General features: G+C 60.0%; 17 protein-coding genes. 8 read left to right on the top strand and 9 right to left on the bottom strand.

What is annotated here, in order from left to right; genetic code table 11:
- The first annotated feature begins 24 nt into the window (after positions 1 to 24).
- Positions 25 to 759 (top strand): phosphonate metabolism transcriptional regulator PhnF, encoded by a 735-nt coding sequence (gene phnF, locus PH547_RS19145; protein WP_104821596.1) that lies wholly within the window; start codon positions 25 to 27, stop codon positions 757 to 759.
- A gap of 98 nt (positions 760 to 857) precedes the next feature.
- On the opposite strand, the gene PH547_RS19140 is transcribed toward phnF, so the two are convergent.
- From PH547_RS19140 to PH547_RS19100, 9 genes are all read right to left on the bottom strand, one after another.
- Positions 858 to 1,061 carry a type II toxin-antitoxin system RelE/ParE family toxin gene (locus tag PH547_RS19140; protein WP_445944971.1) on the bottom strand — a complete coding sequence of 68 codons (204 nt, stop codon included), beginning with the start codon at positions 1,059 to 1,061 and terminating at the stop codon, positions 858 to 860.
- A complete protein-coding gene (locus PH547_RS19135) occupies positions 1,058 to 1,348 on the bottom strand; it encodes a CopG family ribbon-helix-helix protein (RefSeq protein WP_104821597.1) in 291 nt (96 codons plus the stop codon). Before PH547_RS19135 ends, PH547_RS19140 begins: the two co-directional genes overlap by 4 nt.
- 105 nt (positions 1,349 to 1,453) lie before the next feature.
- Entirely contained in the window at positions 1,454 to 2,089 is a 636-nt protein-coding gene (locus PH547_RS19130) for a 2,3-bisphosphoglycerate-dependent phosphoglycerate mutase (RefSeq protein ID WP_285169082.1), read from the bottom strand.
- A gap of 124 nt (positions 2,090 to 2,213) precedes the next feature.
- Positions 2,214 to 3,038, bottom strand: a complete 825-nt coding sequence (dapB, locus tag PH547_RS19125; protein WP_285169081.1) for a 4-hydroxy-tetrahydrodipicolinate reductase — start codon at positions 3,036 to 3,038, stop codon at positions 2,214 to 2,216.
- A gap of 15 nt (positions 3,039 to 3,053) precedes the next feature.
- A complete protein-coding gene (locus tag PH547_RS19120) occupies positions 3,054 to 4,847 on the bottom strand; it encodes an ABC transporter ATP-binding protein (protein WP_285169080.1) in 1,794 nt (597 codons plus the stop codon).
- A 228-nt stretch (positions 4,848 to 5,075) separates the two neighbouring features.
- A complete protein-coding gene (locus PH547_RS19115) occupies positions 5,076 to 6,101 on the bottom strand; it encodes a glucokinase (protein WP_104821601.1) in 1,026 nt (341 codons plus the stop codon).
- A 31-nt stretch (positions 6,102 to 6,132) separates the two neighbouring features.
- Complete coding sequence (locus tag PH547_RS19110; protein WP_104821602.1) at positions 6,133 to 6,510, bottom strand: methylglyoxal synthase; 378 nt, start codon at positions 6,508 to 6,510, stop codon at positions 6,133 to 6,135.
- 121 nt (positions 6,511 to 6,631) lie between these two features.
- Positions 6,632 to 7,678 (bottom strand): penicillin-insensitive murein endopeptidase, encoded by a 1,047-nt coding sequence (gene mepA, locus PH547_RS19105; RefSeq protein WP_285169079.1) that lies wholly within the window; start codon positions 7,676 to 7,678, stop codon positions 6,632 to 6,634.
- A gap of 144 nt (positions 7,679 to 7,822) precedes the next feature.
- Positions 7,823 to 8,392, bottom strand: a complete 570-nt coding sequence (locus tag PH547_RS19100) for a hydrolase (RefSeq protein ID WP_285169078.1) — start codon at positions 8,390 to 8,392, stop codon at positions 7,823 to 7,825.
- Positions 8,393 to 8,428: 36 nt separating this feature from the next.
- On the opposite strand from PH547_RS19100, the gene PH547_RS19095 reads away from it, so the two are divergent.
- The 7 genes from PH547_RS19095 (at position 8,429) to PH547_RS19065 (ending at position 16,385) form a co-directional block, all read left to right on the top strand.
- Positions 8,429 to 9,064: a TetR/AcrR family transcriptional regulator gene (locus tag PH547_RS19095; RefSeq protein WP_285169077.1), complete on the top strand. Its 636-nt coding sequence runs from the start codon at positions 8,429 to 8,431 to the stop codon at positions 9,062 to 9,064.
- Between the two features lie 108 nt (positions 9,065 to 9,172).
- The gene (locus tag PH547_RS19090) at positions 9,173 to 11,011 is read left to right on the top strand and encodes an extracellular solute-binding protein (RefSeq protein WP_104821606.1); all 1,839 of its coding nucleotides are present in this window, start codon (positions 9,173 to 9,175) and stop codon (positions 11,009 to 11,011) included.
- 172 nt (positions 11,012 to 11,183) lie between these two features.
- Entirely contained in the window at positions 11,184 to 12,275 is a 1,092-nt protein-coding gene (locus tag PH547_RS19085; RefSeq protein WP_283048511.1) for a microcin C ABC transporter permease YejB, read from the top strand.
- Complete coding sequence (locus PH547_RS19080; protein ID WP_285169076.1) at positions 12,275 to 13,429, top strand: ABC transporter permease; 1,155 nt, start codon at positions 12,275 to 12,277, stop codon at positions 13,427 to 13,429. The genes PH547_RS19085 and PH547_RS19080 overlap by 1 nt, the downstream gene beginning before the upstream one ends.
- A complete protein-coding gene (locus PH547_RS19075; protein WP_285169075.1) occupies positions 13,426 to 15,063 on the top strand; it encodes an ABC transporter ATP-binding protein in 1,638 nt (545 codons plus the stop codon). The genes PH547_RS19080 and PH547_RS19075 overlap by 4 nt, the downstream gene beginning before the upstream one ends.
- Before the next feature lie 12 nt (positions 15,064 to 15,075).
- Complete coding sequence (locus PH547_RS19070) at positions 15,076 to 16,035, top strand: 2-hydroxyacid dehydrogenase (protein WP_285169074.1); 960 nt, start codon at positions 15,076 to 15,078, stop codon at positions 16,033 to 16,035.
- 80 nt (positions 16,036 to 16,115) lie between these two features.
- Positions 16,116 to 16,385: a hypothetical protein gene (locus PH547_RS19065; protein WP_285169073.1), complete on the top strand. Its 270-nt coding sequence runs from the start codon at positions 16,116 to 16,118 to the stop codon at positions 16,383 to 16,385.
- The last annotated feature ends 121 nt before the right edge of the window (positions 16,386 to 16,506 follow it).

Here is a 16,506-nt window from a genome sequence, read left to right as displayed (position 1 = left end):
CGTGTGACATTAGCAGCAGGCGATATGGCGGGGCAGAAGGTACAAAGACAGACGGGCGTGGCGCTCTGGCGGCAGATCGCCGACCGGATTCGCACGTCGATCAACCACGGCGATTTTGACGACACTGGCATGGTGCCGCCGGAAACGGCGCTCGCGCTGCAGTTCGGGGTTAACCGGCACACGATACGAAGCGCACTTGCGGCGCTGGCGCAGGAAGGGATCGTCAGGGCCGTGCAGGGGCGCGGAACTTTGATCGAGCGCAAGGAGCGCCTGAGCTTCCCGATTTCGAAGCGAACGCGGTTTTCGCAAGGCATTGGCGATCAGGTGCGCGAGACCCGTAGTATCCTGCTGGCCGCCAGCGAGGAGGCTGCGAGTACGGAATTGGCTCGGCAGCTCAAGATCAAGACCGGCACACGGCTTGTGCGCCTGGAAACGCTCGGTCAGGCGGATCACCGTCCGGTTTCGCGGGCCACAAGCTGGTTCCCGGCGGATCGGTTCGGCGCTATTGCCGAGATCTATCGAACGACCGGATCGATCACCAAGGCATTTCGTGAGCTTGGCGTGCCGGATTATGTGCGCGTCGTCACCGAAATCACCGCGACGCATGCCGACGAAGGCGATCTGGCCGACCTGCAATTATCCCCGGGGGCCATCGTGCTGGTTGCACAGGCGCTCAATTCGGATCTTGACCATGTTCCGGTGCAATATTCGATTTCCCGCTTCGCCGCCGACAGGGTCCGTTTCACCGTCGAGAATTGAAAGGCTTTAGGAAATCGGTCCAATCCCGCTCGGAGGCCATTGCTGAGCAGCATGGAGAATGCGGAGTATTCGCACCGTTTCGTCCGCGAGATCGTAAATCAGCAATAGTGTCTATGGACGACCAGCTCTCGCGTTCCCGACACGCGACCAGGACGGCCTGTCATTGGGTGCGCAATAAGCTGCGCTGATCTCTTGGCGAAAAGTTCGTCAAGCGCGAGCGCGGCGGCGGCGTTATCCGCCTCGATATAAGTGTAAATTGCGCGTCGATCAGCTCTTGCCTCGAGAGTCCAAACAAGATTCACGAGGGTTTTCCACTTAGCTTGCGGCGTGTTTCTTCCCGCAAAGCAGCGAACTCGGCTTCTACTTCATCGGCTGGAATGAGATTGCCGGCATTGGCGGAATCAAGCCCCGCCTGAACTTGCTGACGAAACCAGATGTCGTATTCAGCTTCATTCTGCTGGCGCTTCACGTAGTCGCGCATGAATGCGCGAAGCAGTTGCGCCGCGGTTTGATCATGCGCCCGCGCCGCCTCGTTGAAGGCAGATTTCAAGTCTTCCTCAACTCGAAACGTGAACGTGGCGTCTGTCATATCTGATCTCATGTGTTACACCGTTAGTACAACGTAACACGTCATGCCAAATTTCCCACCCCTCTGCCGTCAACCGCATGAGGGGTGGTTTAGTATTTCTAGATGTTAATGCGCGCCCGACATGTCGCCGAGCACTTCCTTGGAAGCAACGGTGGAGTCGGCGTTGAGCTTGTAGACCATCGGTACCCCGGTCGCGAGGTTGAGCGCCAGGATCTGCTCCTTGGTCAGCCGGTCGAGGACCATGACGAGCGAGCGCAGCGAATTGCCGTGAGCGGCGACCAGCACCTTCTGGCCGGCGAGAACACGTGGCAGGATTTCCGTGAGGTAGTAGGGCCAGACACGGGCGCCGGTGTCGCGCAAGCTTTCGCCGCCGGGCGGCGGAACATCGTAGGAGCGGCGCCAGATATGCACCTGCTCTTCGCCCCACTTGGCGCGTGCGTCGTCTTTGTTCAGGCCCGAGAGATCGCCGTAATCGCGCTCGTTCAGCGCCTGATCCTTGATGGTCTCGAGGTCCGGTTGACCGACTTCATTGAGGATGATCTTCAGCGTGTGCTGGGCGCGGACCAGCGCGGAGGTGAAGGCGACGTCGTACTTGATGCCGTAATCGGCAAGCGCCTTGCCACCGGTCTTGGCTTCTTCGATGCCGAGTTCGGTGAGGTCGGGGTCCTTCCAGCCGGTAAAGAGATTCTTCAAATTCCAGTCGCTCTGCCCGTGGCGAACGAGGACGAGAGTACCGCTCATGAAATATTCCTCCTTGATAGAGCAATTCCAGGAAAGGTGCGTAGAGGTTTTCCGTCCGGAATTGCATGAGAACAAAAGGCTGAAGCGGTTCAGCAGTTCCGTGCTGAACCGATCCAGGATGGGATCAACGTGTGGAAAGCCCGAGAACGTCGAGCATAGAATAAAAGCCGGGTTTTTTGTCGCGCGCCCAGAGCGCTGCCTGAAGCGCGCCGCGGGCAAACAATGAGCGGTCGCCGGCATTGTGGGAAAGTGTCAGCCGCTCGCTCTCGCTGGCGAAGATGACCGAGTGATCGCCGATGACGCCGCCGCCGCGCAGCGTGGCAAAGCCGATGGTGCCCGTCGGCCGCGGACCGGTATGGCCGTCACGCACGCGCACAGAATTTTCGCCGAGATCGATGCCGCGGCCCTTTGCCGCCGCCTGGCCGAGCAGGAGCGCGGTGCCGGATGGGGCATCGACCTTGTGTCTGTGATGCATTTCCAGGACCTCGATGTCCCAATCGGCCGGCGGAAGCGCGCGCGCCGCCTGCTCGATAAGGACGCTCAAGAGGTTGATGCCGAGGCCCATATTTCCTGATTTGACGATGCGGGCGTGGCGAGAGGCCGCCTTGAACTTGGCTTCGTCTTCCGCCGAGCAGCCGGTCGTACCGATGATGTGGACGATGCGCGCCTGGGCGGCGAGGCCTGCGAAGGTGACGCTGGTGGCGGGCGTCGTGAAGTCGATCACGCCTTCGGCATGCAGGAAGGCGGAAAGCGGGTCATCGGTGACCGGGACGCCGATCGGCCCCAGCCCGGCAATCTCACCGGCATCCTTGCCGATGAAAGCGGAGCCTGGACGTGCGACGGCGGCGTGCAGTGTGACGCCTTCGGTGGTGTGGATGAGGCGGATCAGCGCCTGTCCCATGCGGCCTGCCGCGCCCACCACCACCAGCTTCATCGCATCGTCGCTCATGTCTTCTCTATCGTCTTATTTTCGGGAAGTGCCGGAAACGACCGGCCGCTGAAGGTTGTTGAGGCGAGCGTAGAGGCCATTGTCGGCCGTCGCAAGCGTCTCATGGTTGCCCTCTTCGACGACGCGCCCGTTCTGCATGACAATGATCTTCTCCGCCTGCACGACCGTCGACAGACGATGGGCGATGACGACGACGGTGCGGCCGCTCATGGCTTCGTCCAGCGCCTTCTGCACGGCTGCTTCCGACTCGGTGTCGAGCGCCGATGTCGCCTCGTCCAGCAACAGGATCGGCGCGTTTCGCACCAGCGCACGGGCGATCGACAGGCGCTGGCGCTGGCCGCCGGAAAGCGTCACGCCGTTTTCGCCGACCGGCGTGTCGTAGCCCTGGGGCTGCGCCTGGATGAAATCATGGGCATAGGCGAGCCGGGCGGCCTCCTCGACTTCGGCATTCGTCGCTTCCGGACGACCGTAACGAATGTTGTCGCGGATCGTGCCTTCGAAGAGGTAGGGCTGCTGCGAGACATAGGCGGTCTGTTCGCGCAGCGACTGCTTCGTCACATGCGCTATGTCCTGCCCGTCGATGAAGATGCTGCCGGCCTTGGGATCGTAAAAGCGCGGAATAAGGTTGATGACGGTGGACTTGCCGGCGCCGGAAGGGCCGACCAAGGCCGTCGTCTCTCCGCCCTCAGCAACGAAACTCACGCCGGATAGAACGGCTTCGTCGCCGTAGGCGAAGTGAACGTCGCGAAACTCGATGCGGGCCTCGGTGACGGCGAGCGGCTTCGCGTCAGGCAGATCGCGCTGACGCGGCTCCATATCGAGCAATTCGTAGATCATGCGCGCATTGACGACGGCGCGCTCTAACTGCACCTGCAATTTGGCAAGACGCCGGGCCGGATCATAGGCGAGCAGCAGCGACACGATGAACGAAAACACTGCGCCCGGCGGAACGTTTTCATAGATCGAACGATAGGCAGCGTATGCAAACACACCGGCCACGGCAAAGCCGGCGACCGTTTCGATCAGCGGGCCATTACGCTCGGAAATACGAGCAATTCGGTTTTGTCGGTTTTCAGCCGCCGTAATCAGCTTATCGACTTTGCGTTCGAGCTCGCGCTCCATCGTGAAGGCTTTGACGATGGAAACCCCTTGAATAGTCTCCTGCATCGCGCCGAGCACGCGGCTGTTGAGAATGACAGCCTCGCGCGTAACGGCGCGTAGGCGCCTTGAGATGTGGCGCAAGGCCAGAAACACAGGCGGCGCAATGACGAAGAATAGGAGGCTGAGCAGCGGATCCTGATAGACCATATTGGCCAGCAGAAAGACAAATGACAAAAAGTCACGCGCAGTCGATGTGATGATAAGGTTCATCACATCGCGGATACCGGAAACGTTCTGGCTCACTCGCGCCGCAATCTGAGCCGAACGGGCTTCGCTGAAGAAGCCAACCGACAATGTCATCAGATGTGCATAGAGGCGCCTTTGATAACGGGCAATGATGTCATTGCCAATTTTGGACAGAATGACCGATTGAAAATAACCAGCAAAACCACGGGCCACAAAAGCGGCTAATATCGCAAAGCAAATCAGCCACATAACCTCGGCGCGGCGCTCGTAGAAAGCTCCGTTCACGATCGGTCTCATAACCGCAGCCATCGTCGCCGTCGACGCTGCGACCACAACGAGGCAAAATATTGCGATCGAGTAGCCCCAGATATGGTCACGACCGTTTTCAGCAATGATACGCTTCAGCACAGCGGCGATCGTCTCACTGTCGATATCGGTTTTTTTGGTGTCCGGCGACTTCAAATATCGGCTTCCTGTCTCAAACCAAGCGAGCCGCATATGGCACGTGCTTTCGCGGGTCTATAAAGAGTTAGGACGGTTTTGGCTAGATATGGCCTGTTGCACTGGTTAAGGCAGGTCATGGAGCCAAGCTTATTATAAGGTAAGGCCACTCCTCCAAAAAGGCGTCGCGTGGTCGCCGGTTCGATCCTCTCAACGACCGCGCTTGATCATCTGTTGCTGCCCCTTTGGTCAACGCCGCCAGCGGCGGCCGTCCGTCGCCAGGCCGAAATTGGCCGGCATGCGGGCGTAGGCAGAGAGGCCGGCGAGCGCGGCGAGCGGATGGGTCACCACATGCGTCGGGATCGACTTCATCAGCGCGCTATGCGGCGCCTTGTCTTCGAAAGCGGCGCGGAATTCCGGCTTCTGCAGCGCCGGCAGGATCTTTTGCGAAATGCCGCCGGCAAGGTAGACGCCGCCGCGCGCCATGAAGATCAAGGCGATGTCGCCGGCGACACGACCGAGATAGGTGGCGAACAGCGTCAACGTCTCTTCGGCCTGAGCGTTGGTGCCGGCGAGTGCGTGGGTGGTGATATCGGCCGGTTGCGTCAGCACGGGCTCGATGCCGTCAGCCTTGCAGATCGCGTGATAGAGATACTGCAGGCCGCGGCCGCAGAGGACCTGCTCGGCGGAGATGCGGCCCTCGATGGGCTCCAGGTGCGGCCAGATCTGAAAATCGCGCGCGCTGCGCGGCCCGAGATCGATATGTCCGCCTTCGCCCGGCACCGGGATCCAGGTATGCTGGGCATGGATGAGGCCGGCAACGCCAAGGCCGGTGCCCGGCCCCAATACGGCGCGCGATGCGATCATGCCTTCCGACGTTTCGCCGATGGTCTCGCGATGCTCTTCGGAAACACCGGCGATCGCCAGCGCCTGCGCTTCGAAATCATTGATGATCAGCACATCATCGAGGCCGAGATTTTCGATCATCGTCTTCGGGCGGATCACCCAGTCGCAATTGGTCAGAGGAATTTCGTCGCCCCGAACCGGCGCCGCAACGGCAAGGATCGCCGAGCGCGGCTGCACCGCCGTCTTGTCGAGAACGCCTTGCTGGATCGCCTCGTCGATCGTTTTAAAATCAGCGGTGTGCACGTTCGGGAAATGCTTCGGCTCGGCATAGACATCGACGAGGATGGAAAAGCGTGCGTTGGTTCCCCCGATATCGCCGATAAGGATAGGAAAGGGCAGGGGGGCTTCGCTGTGGCTGAGTTTGGGCATGGCCAGGTCCGTGGTCTGCCGCCGAGGCGGATTAATGGTTCAGTGTTTTGATCAGTCGTTCCGCGGTGGCTTCGTTGAGAGCCATGGGAATGTCGTAGAGAACGGCAAGCCGCGTCAATGCTTTCACGTCGACATCATGCGGCAAGGGGGTCATTGGGTCGATGAAGAAGATGAGCACATCGATCTCGCTGGTGGCGATCATGGCGCCGATCTGCTGATCACCGCCGAGCGGACCGCTCTTCATGCGGGTGACCTTAAGCCCGGGGCAGACATCGAGCACACGGCCGCCGGTCGTGCCCGTGGCAACGATATGCCAATCGGCCAGCGCATCCTGGTTGCGGCGTGCAAACTCCGCCATTGCATCCTTTTTCTGATCATGCGCGATCAGCGCGATGCATTTGCCGGCCATGAAACTCTCACTCCGCCCAAAACTTTTAATCGATTTATCCGCCTTCTATACCAAGAGACAGCCCTTTGAAAGACGGGCTTTTGAATGACGGGTCAAGCCGGCCGAACCGGCCCTGCCGCCCTTACTGTTGCGGAATGCTGTCCGGGGGAGTGCTGCCCGTATCGGCGCTGGAAACCGGCAGCGCGCCGGTCGCAGCGGTAGCATCGGCGGCCTTGGCGCCGAAGGTGGCGGCGCGGGCCGAGGCGACGGAAGGTTCATTCAGCACGGTCTGGCAGGCCTTCGGCAGATCGGAAACCATGACTTCGCGCGGCTTTGCCGGCGGCTTCGTGCTGGGCTTCGGCTTGGCCCAGGGCGCGGGTGTGAACCACCAGGCGAGCGACTTGTCGCAGCCGTCGCCGGCGGCAACGGGTGCCTGCGGCTTGCAGTTGGCCGAGCCTGCGGGGCAGCGGAGGCGGATATGGAAATGCGAGTCATGGCCATATTCCGGGCGCAGCTTGCCGAGATTGGTGCGGTCGCCGGTCCACGTGTCGCACATCTTCTTCTTGATCGCCGGATTGACGAAGATGCGCTCGACTTCGGGGTAGCTGGCGGCGCGCATCAGGAGGCGGGCATGCTCCGGCGTCCAGACCTTGTCGTTGATCGTCAGGAATTTGTCCTTCGCCAGCATCGAAGTGAACGGTAGGGTTTCGCGCTCGGCCGTTGTCAAAGCCCGCGATGGCATCGGCGTCAGCCAGACGTCGGCATCGAGGCCGATCTGATGCGAGGCGTGACCGTTGAACATCGGCCCGCCGCGTGGCTGCGAGATGTCGCCCACCAGGATACCCGGCCATCCGTCATATTTGGCCGCGTCGCGCGACAGGCGCTCGAGGAGTCCGATCATTTCCGGGCGGCCCCAGCGGCGGTTGCGCGACAGGCGCATGGCCTGCCAGGTCGGCCCATCGGCCGGCAGCGCTTCGGCGCCGGAAAGGCAGCCCTTGGCATAAAAACCCAGCGATTGCGGCGGTCCCTGCGTCGGCAGTGTCACAGCCCCGAAAATCGCCTTGGCGCTGCCGGGTGACGGGGTTGCCTGCTGCGCCAGCGCATCGCCGCTGACGAGACCAGCCCCGATCGTGGTGGCGAGGGAAAATTTGCTGAACACATTGAGGGTCCGAACCAGGAAAGAAATCATGTGGTTCCTTGAGAAGCTGCCGGCGATGGCCGAAGTGATTTGCGGGTGAATCTACCTTGAAAAGCGATTTTGGTGAATCCGTGTTTTATCGCGCAAGGCTAATGCACCGTCGCATATCGGCGCTCCGGAGCGCTAAGTGTATGATCAAACAGCCAGAATTTCCGACGTCTTGCGGATACGCGACAGCCGTGGCAACACCTTTGTGCAGGCGAAATCCTGCATTTCCTGCGACAAGGTCGTTACCGCATCCTCGGCGACGATGACGGCATAATTGGCCGCATAGGCGTCGCGAATGGTCGATTCGACGCCGAAATTGGTGGCGACACCGGTAAGGATGAGTGTTTTGATGCCGCGGCGGCGCAGTTGCAGATCGAGTTCGGTGCCGTAAAAGGCGCTCCATTGGCGCTTGACGATGGCGATGTCGGGTATCAGCGCAGCGATTTCGGAGGGTGCCGCCAGAGCTGCCGGCGGCAAACCTCCCTCTGGAAAGCTGAAGCTTTCGTCCACGGGCTGGTTGACAGCGTCGGCATAGTCTGCGGAAAATCCAACCGTCACAAAGACTGTGGTTCCGCCGTCGGCTTTCAATTTCCTGGCGATGGCGGCTGTATTCTCGACGATCTGCTGCGCAGAGTGGGGTGCGAGCGGGCGGCTGAGAACCAGACCCTGCAGATCGATGGAGACAAGTGCGGTGGTTTGGGGATCGTAAAGAGGCATCAGGGGGCTCCGGGGAAATATGAGGGTATCCTCACAATGACAAACATGAGTGAATCCTCGCAAAAATCAAGCGCGGAGCCGCAGACGCGTGTTCCGAAGCGCCGCCGCGGCTATGATCGCGTCGCCGTACTCTTGGAGGCGGCCGCAAAAATCTTCGTTCAGAAGGGCTATGACGCGGCCACGATGACGGAGATCGCCGCCGAAGCGCGCTCGTCGATCGGCTCGCTCTATCAATTTTTTCCGACAAAGCCGCTGCTTGCCGAAGCGCTGCATATCGAGCGGCTGGAGCGGCTGAAAGCGGTGCTTCAGGACATCGCGGAAAAGAGCGGCGGCCTTTCGGCGGCCGACAGCGGCGAGGCAATCTTCGACAGGCTCGGCGCTTTCATCGAGGAGTTTCCGGAATTTCCGGTGCTTGCCACCCGCCGGGATGTGCCGAAGGACCGCAAGATGCGTTCGCGGGCCGAGCTGAAGGAGCTGATTTCCGCCATTCTGCGGCGAGCTGAGCCGCCAGTCACGGACGATGTCGCCCTGATGTCGGCGATCGTTCTCGAACTGCTGCGCATCGCCGTCGTTGCCGCCAACGAGCCGGAAGCGGCCGGCGACCGGCGCCTTGTCCGCGAATTGCGCCTAATGCTGCGCAAACGCCTTGAAGAGGCTGCCGCAAAAGCCTGATTTCATGAAGTGGCAATGGGCCGGTTTGCGAAGAGATGAGCAATCCGTCCTGTTTTTTGCCCGTATTTGGCCTATGCTTGATTCCAGTCAAATCACAGGGGATCATGAATGGCGTTGTCGCGGTTGAAAGCAGGCTTGGTTGCTTCTCTTTTCTGCCTGCTGGCCTTGCCGGCGCCATCCAACGCCGACGAGCCGCAATTCCGCATCGGCACGGCCATCCTCGGCGATCTGAAATACCAGCCCGGCTTCCAGCATTTCGACTACGTCAATCCGGACGCGCCGAAGGGCGGCGAGTTGAAGCTTTCCTCCAACGGCACCTTCGACACACTCAATCCGGTGCTGCTAAAAGGCAATCCGGCGTCGGGGCTCAGCCTTGTATTTGATACCCTGCTGAAGTCGGCCGACGACGAAATTTTCTCTTCCTACGGCCAGCTTGCCGAGGGCGTGTCCTATCCGGACGATGTCTCAAGCGCCACGTTCCGTTTGCGGACAGAGGCGAAATGGGCCGATGGAACGCCGGTCACCCCCGAGGACGTCATATTCAGCTTCGAAAAGTCGAAAGAACTCAATCCTTTCCTGACAAGCTATTATTCGCATGTAACGCGAGCCGAAAAATCCGGTGATCGCGACATCACCTTCTATTTCGACGAAAAGAACAACCGCGAACTACCGTCCATTCTCGGTCAGCTTTTGGTCGTTCCGAAACATTGGTGGGAAGGCACGGGTCCTGACGACAAGCCGCGCGACATCACGCGTACGACTCTGGAGCCGGTTATGGGCTCCGGGCCCTACAAGATCGTTTCGGTATCGCCCGGGTCTACCATCCGCTACGAGCTTCGCGACGACTATTGGGGCAAGAACATGCCCGTGAACGTCGGCGAGAACAATTTCGGAGCGATCTCATACGCTTATTACGGCGATGACGATGTAGAATTCGAAGGCTTTCGCGGCGGCAATGTCGATTTCTGGCAGGACAACAGCGCCAGCCGCTGGGTCACAGGCTATGATTTCCCTGCCGCCAAGGATGGACGCATCAAGCGCGAAGACTTGCCCAATCCGTTGCGCGCAACGGGCGTGATGCAGGCGCTGGTGCCGAACATGCGCCGTGATCAGTTCAAGGACCAGCGCGTACGCGAAGCGCTCAACTACGCCTTTGATTTCGAAGAGATCAATCGCACCGTCGCCTATGGTGTGTATCGCCGTGACGACAGCTATTTCTTCGGCACTAAGCTTGCGTCCTCCGGTTTGCCCCAAGGCGAAGAGCTGAATATTCTGAACGAGATCAAGGACAAGGTGCCGCCTGAGGTCTTTACGACCCCCTACAGCAATCCCGTGGGGGGCGATCCGCAGAAATCGCGCGACAATCTTCGCAAAGCGATCGCGCTTCTCAAGGATGCCGGCTATGTCATCAAGGGCAACCAGATGGTCAATGCCAAGACCGGGCAGCCCTTTTCCATCGAGATTCTTCTCGGCAGCCCTTTTGTTGAAAAATGGGTGCTGCCCTATGCGCAGAACCTCAAGAAGATTGGCATTGACGCGCGCGTGCGCACGGTCGATTCCTCACAATATATCAATCGGGTGCGTAGCTTCGATTATGACATGATCTGGAATGTCTGGGCCCAGACCCTCAATCCCGGAAATGAGCAGATCGATTTCTGGGGTTCGGCCTCCGCTAATCGCCAGGGTTCTCGAAATTATGCCGGCATAGCCGATCCCGGCATCGATGCGCTAATCACCAAGGTCATCTATGCCAAGAATGTCGCCGAGAAGGAGGCATCGGCGAGGGCGCTCGACCGCGCGCTGCTCGCCCACCACTATGTCGTTCCGTTGTTCTATGCCACGAGCTTTCACATCGCCTATTGGGACAAGTTCGAACATCCCGCCAACCTGCCGGAATATTCGATGGGCTTTCCCGAGACATGGTGGTCGAAAAACGCCGGCAAATGAGCGGCTCTTGCAATGACGGGCATGCTGGGCTCCAAATGCCTCATGCCGATTCGGCAGTTTCAGCCTGAAATGACTGCGCCGGCTCAATTCGGCGGAAGGGAATAAGCGACTTGAACGACGGATGGATTGAGGCGAGAGCAGGCATATTCCTCGGTGGGGGAGTGACGGGCTGATGGGCGCCTATATCCTCAGACGTCTGCTGCTGATGATCCCGACCATCATCGGCATCATGGCGATCTCTTTTACCATCGTGCAGTTCGCGCCCGGCGGTCCCGTCGAGCAGGTCATCGCGCAGTTGACCGGCCAGGCGGACAATGCCAATGGCCGTCTTTCCGGCGGCACCGATGTGCTCGGCCAGCAGAACGTCGATGACAGCAGTTCGAAATATCGCGGCGCCCAGGGGCTCGATCCGGAGCTGATCGCCAAGCTCGACAAGCAATTCGGCTTCGACAAGCCGCCGCTTACGCGCTTCGGGCAGATGATGTGGAATTATATTCGCTTCGATTTCGGCGAAAGCTTCTTCCGCAATACGACGGTGATCGACCTCATCGGGCAGAAACTGCCGGTGTCGATCTCGCTCGGCATCTGGATCCTGATCTTTTCCTATGCCATCTCCATCCCGCTCGGCATCCGCAAGGCGATACAGGATGGCTCGACCTTCGATGTCTGGACATCCGGCGTCATTATCATCGGCTATGCCGTTCCGAGCTTCCTCTTCGGCATCATGCTGATCGTGCTTTTCGCCGGCGGTTCCTTCCTCGATTGGTTTCCGCTGCGCGGCCTCGTCTCCGACAATTTTGCCGATCTTACATGGTGGCAGAAGATCATCGATTATCTCTGGCATCTCGTCCTGCCATTGATCTCGCTGTCGCTCGCCGCCTTCGCCACCACGACGCTGCTCACCAAGAATTCCTTCATCGAAGAGATCAAGAAGCAATATGTCATCACGGCCCGCGCCAAGGGGCTGAGCGAGCGGCGGGTGCTCTACGGCCATGTCTTCCGCAATGCCATGCTTATCGTCATCGCCGGTTTTCCCGGGGCCTTCATCTCGGCCTTCTTCACCGGTTCGCTGCTGATCGAGAATATCTTCTCGCTCGACGGCCTCGGCCGCCTCAGCTATCTCTCCGTCGTCCAGCGTGACTATCCGATCGTGTTCGCAACGCTCTATATCTTCTCGCTGCTTGGCTTGTTCGTCGGCCTGATCTCGGACCTGATCTATACCTGGATCGACCCGCGCATCGATTTCGAGCGGAGGGACGTCTGATGGACGTGGCGACCAATTCGACGACCCCGACAGCGGTAAAGCCGCCGCGCAAAGGCCTCTTTTCCCCGACGAACGTTCGCCGGTGGCAGAATTTCAAGGCGAATCGCCGCGGCTACTGGTCTCTCTGGCTGTTCCTGATCCTGTTCGTTCTCAGTCTCGGGGCGGAATTCATCGCCAACGACCGGCCGATCCTCATTTCCTACAAGGGCGAGATCCTGACGCCAGTCTTCGTCGATTACCCCGAGGAAAAGTTCGGCGGCTTCCTCGCGCAGACCGATTATCGCGCACAGGATATTCGGGACGAAATCAACGCCAACGGCTGGATGATCTGGCCGCCGATCCACTATTCCTACCAGACCGCCAATTCGAACCTTCCGAAAGGAACCTCGGCCCCGACCGCCCCCTTCTGGCTGATGAGCAAGGAACAGCGCTGCTCCGGCTATGAAAAAGGTGTCGCCGATCCGAATTGCACCTTGAGCAATCTCAATTGGCTCGGCACGGACGATCAGGCGCGCGATGTGTTGGCGCGCATGATCTACGGCTTCCGCATCTCGGTGCTGTTCGGCCTGGCGCTGACCATCTGCTCGGCAGTCGTCGGCGTTGCCGCCGGCGCTATCCAAGGTTATTTCGGCGGCTGGACGGACCTTCTCCTGCAGCGTTTCATCGAGATATGGTCGTCGATGCCGGTGCTCTACATTCTGCTGATCATCGCCTCGGTCCTGCCGCCCGGCTTCTTCATCCTGCTCGGCATTCTGCTTCTGTTTTCCTGGGTGGGTTTGGTCGGCGTCGTGCGTGCCGAATTCCTGCGAGCGCGCAATTTCGAATATGTGCGCGCCGCCCGCGCGCTTGGTGTCAATAACATCACGATCATGTACCGACACCTGCTGCCGAACGCCATGGTCGCAACCCTGACCTTCGTGCCCTTCATTCTCTCCGGCTCGATCACGACGCTGACCTCGCTGGATTTCTTAGGCTTCGGCATGCCCCCCGGCTCGCCTTCGCTCGGCGAAATGATCGCGCAGGGCAAATCCAACCTGCAGGCCCCCTGGCTGGGCCTCTCCGCCTTCTTCACCATGTCGATCATGCTGTCGCTTCTGATCTTCGTCGGTGAGGCCGTCCGCGACGCATTCGATCCGAGGAAGACGTTCCGATGAGCGGAGACCACACCCCATTGCTTTCCGTCCGCAATCTATCCGTCGCCTTTCATCAGGGCGGCCAAACTTCGACCGCGGTCAACGGCGTCTCCTTCGATATCGCCAAGGGCGAAGTACTGGCGTTGGTCGGCGAATCCGGGTCCGGCAAATCGGTGTCGGCCAATTCGATCCTGAAACTGCTCCCCTATCCGTCCGCGAGCCATCCCTCGGGCGAAATCCTGTTTAAGGGCAAGGATCTGCTGAAGGCGTCCGATAATGAGTTGCGTGCCGTGCGCGGCAACGACATCACCATGATCTTCCAGGAGCCGATGACCTCGCTCAATCCGCTCCATACGATCGAAAAGCAGATCGGCGAAATCCTGGCGCTGCATCAGGGCGTGGTCGGCCCGGCGGCCCGTAGCCGCATCCTGGATCTCCTGAACCAGGTCGGCATCCGCGAGCCGGAAAAGCGCCTCAAGGCCTATCCGCACGAGCTCTCCGGTGGCCAGCGTCAGCGCGTGATGATCGCCATGGCGCTCGCCAATCGGCCGGAGCTTCTGATTGCCGACGAACCGACGACGGCCCTCGATGTGACGGTGCAGGCGCAGATCCTCCAACTGCTGCGCGACCTCAAGGGTGCGCATGGCATGTCGATGCTGTTCATCACCCACGATCTCGGCATCGTCCGCAAATTCGCCGATCGCGTCTGCGTCATGACCAAGGGCCATATCGTCGAGACTGGCACGGTCGAGCAGGTTTTCACCAATCCGCAGCATGAGTATACCCGGCATCTGCTTGCCGCCGAGCCGCGCGGCGAGCCGCCGGTGGGAGACATCAGCAAGCCCCTGGTCATGGAAGGCACCGACATCAAGGTCTGGTTCCCGATCAAGGCTGGGCTGATGCGCAAGGTGGTCGACCATGTGAAGGCGGTCGACGGCATCGATCTCAGGCTCAGGGCCGGGCAGACGCTCGGCGTCGTCGGTGAATCCGGGTCCGGCAAGACGACGCTCGGCCTGGCGCTGGCCCGGCTCATCTCCTCCAGAGGCCGCATCAGTTTTGTCGGCAAGGACATTGCGGATTATTCCTTCAAGGAGATGCGGCCGCTGCGCAACCAGCTTCAGGTCGTCTTCCAGGATCCCTATGGATCGTTGAGCCCGCGCATGTCGGTCGGCGAAATCATTGCCGAAGGGCTTAAGGTGCACGAGCAATCCTTGTCGGCGGAAGAGCGCGATCAGCGCGTCTGCTGGGCGCTGGAAGAGGTCGGCCTCGATCCCTCGACCCGCTGGCGCTTCCCGCATGAATTCTCCGGCGGCCAGCGTCAGCGCATCGCCATTGCCCGCGCCATGGTGCTGAAGCCGCGTTTCGTCATGCTCGACGAGCCGACCTCGGCGCTCGACATGAGCGTGCAGGCCCAGGTGGTCGATCTGCTGCGCGACCTGCAGCGGCGCCATGACCTTGCCTACCTCTTCATCAGCCATGATCTGAAAGTGGTGAAGGCGCTTGCCAACGAGCTGATCGTCATGCGCTTCGGCAAGGTCGTCGAGCAGGGTTCGTCAGCGGAGATTTTCCGTGCGCCCAAAGAGGATTACACTAAGGCGCTTCTCGCCGCAGCCTTCAACATCGAGGCGGTCCCCACCGCCGCCGTCCAGCAATAAAAGACAATCGCCATGCCGGTCAAAAGCCCTGTTCTCGTCGATCTGAAATTCACGCCTGAGGCCATCGTAGCAGCCCTTAAAACCGCGTTTGCGGATCGCGGCAGCATCAATCTCGCCGATCCCGCCAACAAGGGCGCGGATCTGAGCCAGGTCGACTATGCCCTTCTATGGAAGCCGGATGCCGATCTTTTTCAGCGCGCACCCAACCTCAAGGTGATCTTTTCCGGCGGTGCCGGCGTCGATTCCATGATGAATATCGCCGACCTTCCCGACATTCCCATCGTCCGTTTCGTCGACCGCAGCTTGACGGTGCGCATGACGGAATGGGTCGTGCTGCAATGCCTCATGCATTTGCGCGACGTCTTCGGTCACTTCAGGCACCAGCGCAAGCGCGTCTGGGGCCATCTTTCGGCGCCTGAGGCGCGCGAAGTCACGGTTGGGGTCATGGGTCTCGGCATTCTCGGCCTCGATGCCGCCGCCAAACTCAAGGTCATGGGCTTCGACGTCATCGGCTGGTCGCGGCAGAAAAAGCAGATTGACGGCATGGAAACCTTCGATGCCGGCGAACTCGATGCTTTTCTCGCGAGGACCGATATTCTCGTCGGCCTGCTGCCGCTGACGCCGGAGACGACGGGGCTCTACAATAGCGCGCTCTTTTCCAAGCTTCGTCGTAACGGCGCTCTGGGCAAACCGGTGTTCATCAATGCCGGACGCGGCAAGAGCCAGGTTCAGGCCGATATCGCCTCGGCGATCGAAACCGGCGTGCTCGGCGGCGCGTCGCTCGATGTCTTCGATGTCGAGCCGCTGCCGATGGACGACCCGCTCTGGGGCATGGAGAATGTCGTCATCACCCCGCATGATGCCGCGGTTTCCGAGGAATACTCACTGATGCGTCATGTCGAGGAGCAGATCGCCCGCTTCGAACGCGGCGAACCGCTGCAATATCTGGTGGATCGCAGCCGGGGCTATTGAGCGCCTTCGGAACCTTCCAGAGCCGCCTCCGTTTTCCAAAGAACGTTGCTGCCTCAAGATGAATTTGGAAGGAGGCTGTCATGCCACGGAAGCTGGAAATCCATACGCATTGGGAGGATTCTGATCGCCGTCTGCATGAGGAAAAGGAGTTGCCGGCGACCGAGGCCAAACAAGGCCATATGGGCGGCCGGGTGTTGGCGGTGCTCCTTGTCGCGCTTGCCCTGACGGCGGTCGTGTGGGCGCTGGTGGAATTATGGGACAGCAGACCCACGCAGACCGCGCCAGAGACTACGACCCTGGATCAGACCACGGCTCCAAAACCGCCGGTTCAAGGCAATTCCCAGCCGTAACGAATTTGGTCATCAGTCTCGATCCAAGACCGCCGCCACTATCCGGAGCAGCGTGTTTTAATTTAGTATCAATTTTCTTTCAGTGACTGGACTTTCGCTCAACATTTTTTGATAAGAAGAG

Origin of the sequence: Rhizobium cerradonense (assembly GCF_030182455.1) — a bacterium.
Taxonomy (GTDB): Bacteria; Pseudomonadota; Alphaproteobacteria; order Rhizobiales; family Rhizobiaceae; genus Rhizobium.
Note: the sequence above shows the minus strand (reverse complement) of the source record. Positions and strands in the feature narration are given on the sequence as shown.

Excerpts from the sequence above, each read along its gene's own strand:
- phnF (WP_104821596.1), top strand. The coding sequence starts at position 25 with ATGGCGGGGCAGAAGGTACAAAGACAGACGGGCGTGGCGCTCTGGCGG.
- PH547_RS19135 (WP_104821597.1), bottom strand. The coding sequence starts at position 1,348 with ATGACAGACGCCACGTTCACGTTTCGAGTTGAGGAAGACTTGAAATCT.
- PH547_RS19130 (WP_285169082.1), bottom strand. The coding sequence starts at position 2,089 with ATGAGCGGTACTCTCGTCCTCGTTCGCCACGGGCAGAGCGACTGGAAT.
- dapB (WP_285169081.1), bottom strand. The coding sequence starts at position 3,038 with ATGAGCGACGATGCGATGAAGCTGGTGGTGGTGGGCGCGGCAGGCCGC.
- PH547_RS19115 (WP_104821601.1), bottom strand. The coding sequence starts at position 6,101 with ATGCCCAAACTCAGCCACAGCGAAGCCCCCCTGCCCTTTCCTATCCTT.
- PH547_RS19110 (WP_104821602.1), bottom strand. The coding sequence starts at position 6,510 with ATGGCCGGCAAATGCATCGCGCTGATCGCGCATGATCAGAAAAAGGAT.
- mepA (WP_285169079.1), bottom strand. The coding sequence starts at position 7,678 with ATGATTTCTTTCCTGGTTCGGACCCTCAATGTGTTCAGCAAATTTTCC.
- PH547_RS19100 (WP_285169078.1), bottom strand. The coding sequence starts at position 8,392 with ATGCCTCTTTACGATCCCCAAACCACCGCACTTGTCTCCATCGATCTG.
- PH547_RS19095 (WP_285169077.1), top strand. The coding sequence starts at position 8,429 with ATGACAAACATGAGTGAATCCTCGCAAAAATCAAGCGCGGAGCCGCAG.
- PH547_RS19090 (WP_104821606.1), top strand. The coding sequence starts at position 9,173 with ATGGCGTTGTCGCGGTTGAAAGCAGGCTTGGTTGCTTCTCTTTTCTGC.
- PH547_RS19085 (WP_283048511.1), top strand. The coding sequence starts at position 11,184 with ATGGGCGCCTATATCCTCAGACGTCTGCTGCTGATGATCCCGACCATC.
- PH547_RS19080 (WP_285169076.1), top strand. The coding sequence starts at position 12,275 with ATGGACGTGGCGACCAATTCGACGACCCCGACAGCGGTAAAGCCGCCG.
- PH547_RS19075 (WP_285169075.1), top strand. The coding sequence starts at position 13,426 with ATGAGCGGAGACCACACCCCATTGCTTTCCGTCCGCAATCTATCCGTC.
- PH547_RS19070 (WP_285169074.1), top strand. The coding sequence starts at position 15,076 with ATGCCGGTCAAAAGCCCTGTTCTCGTCGATCTGAAATTCACGCCTGAG.
- PH547_RS19065 (WP_285169073.1), top strand. The coding sequence starts at position 16,116 with ATGCCACGGAAGCTGGAAATCCATACGCATTGGGAGGATTCTGATCGC.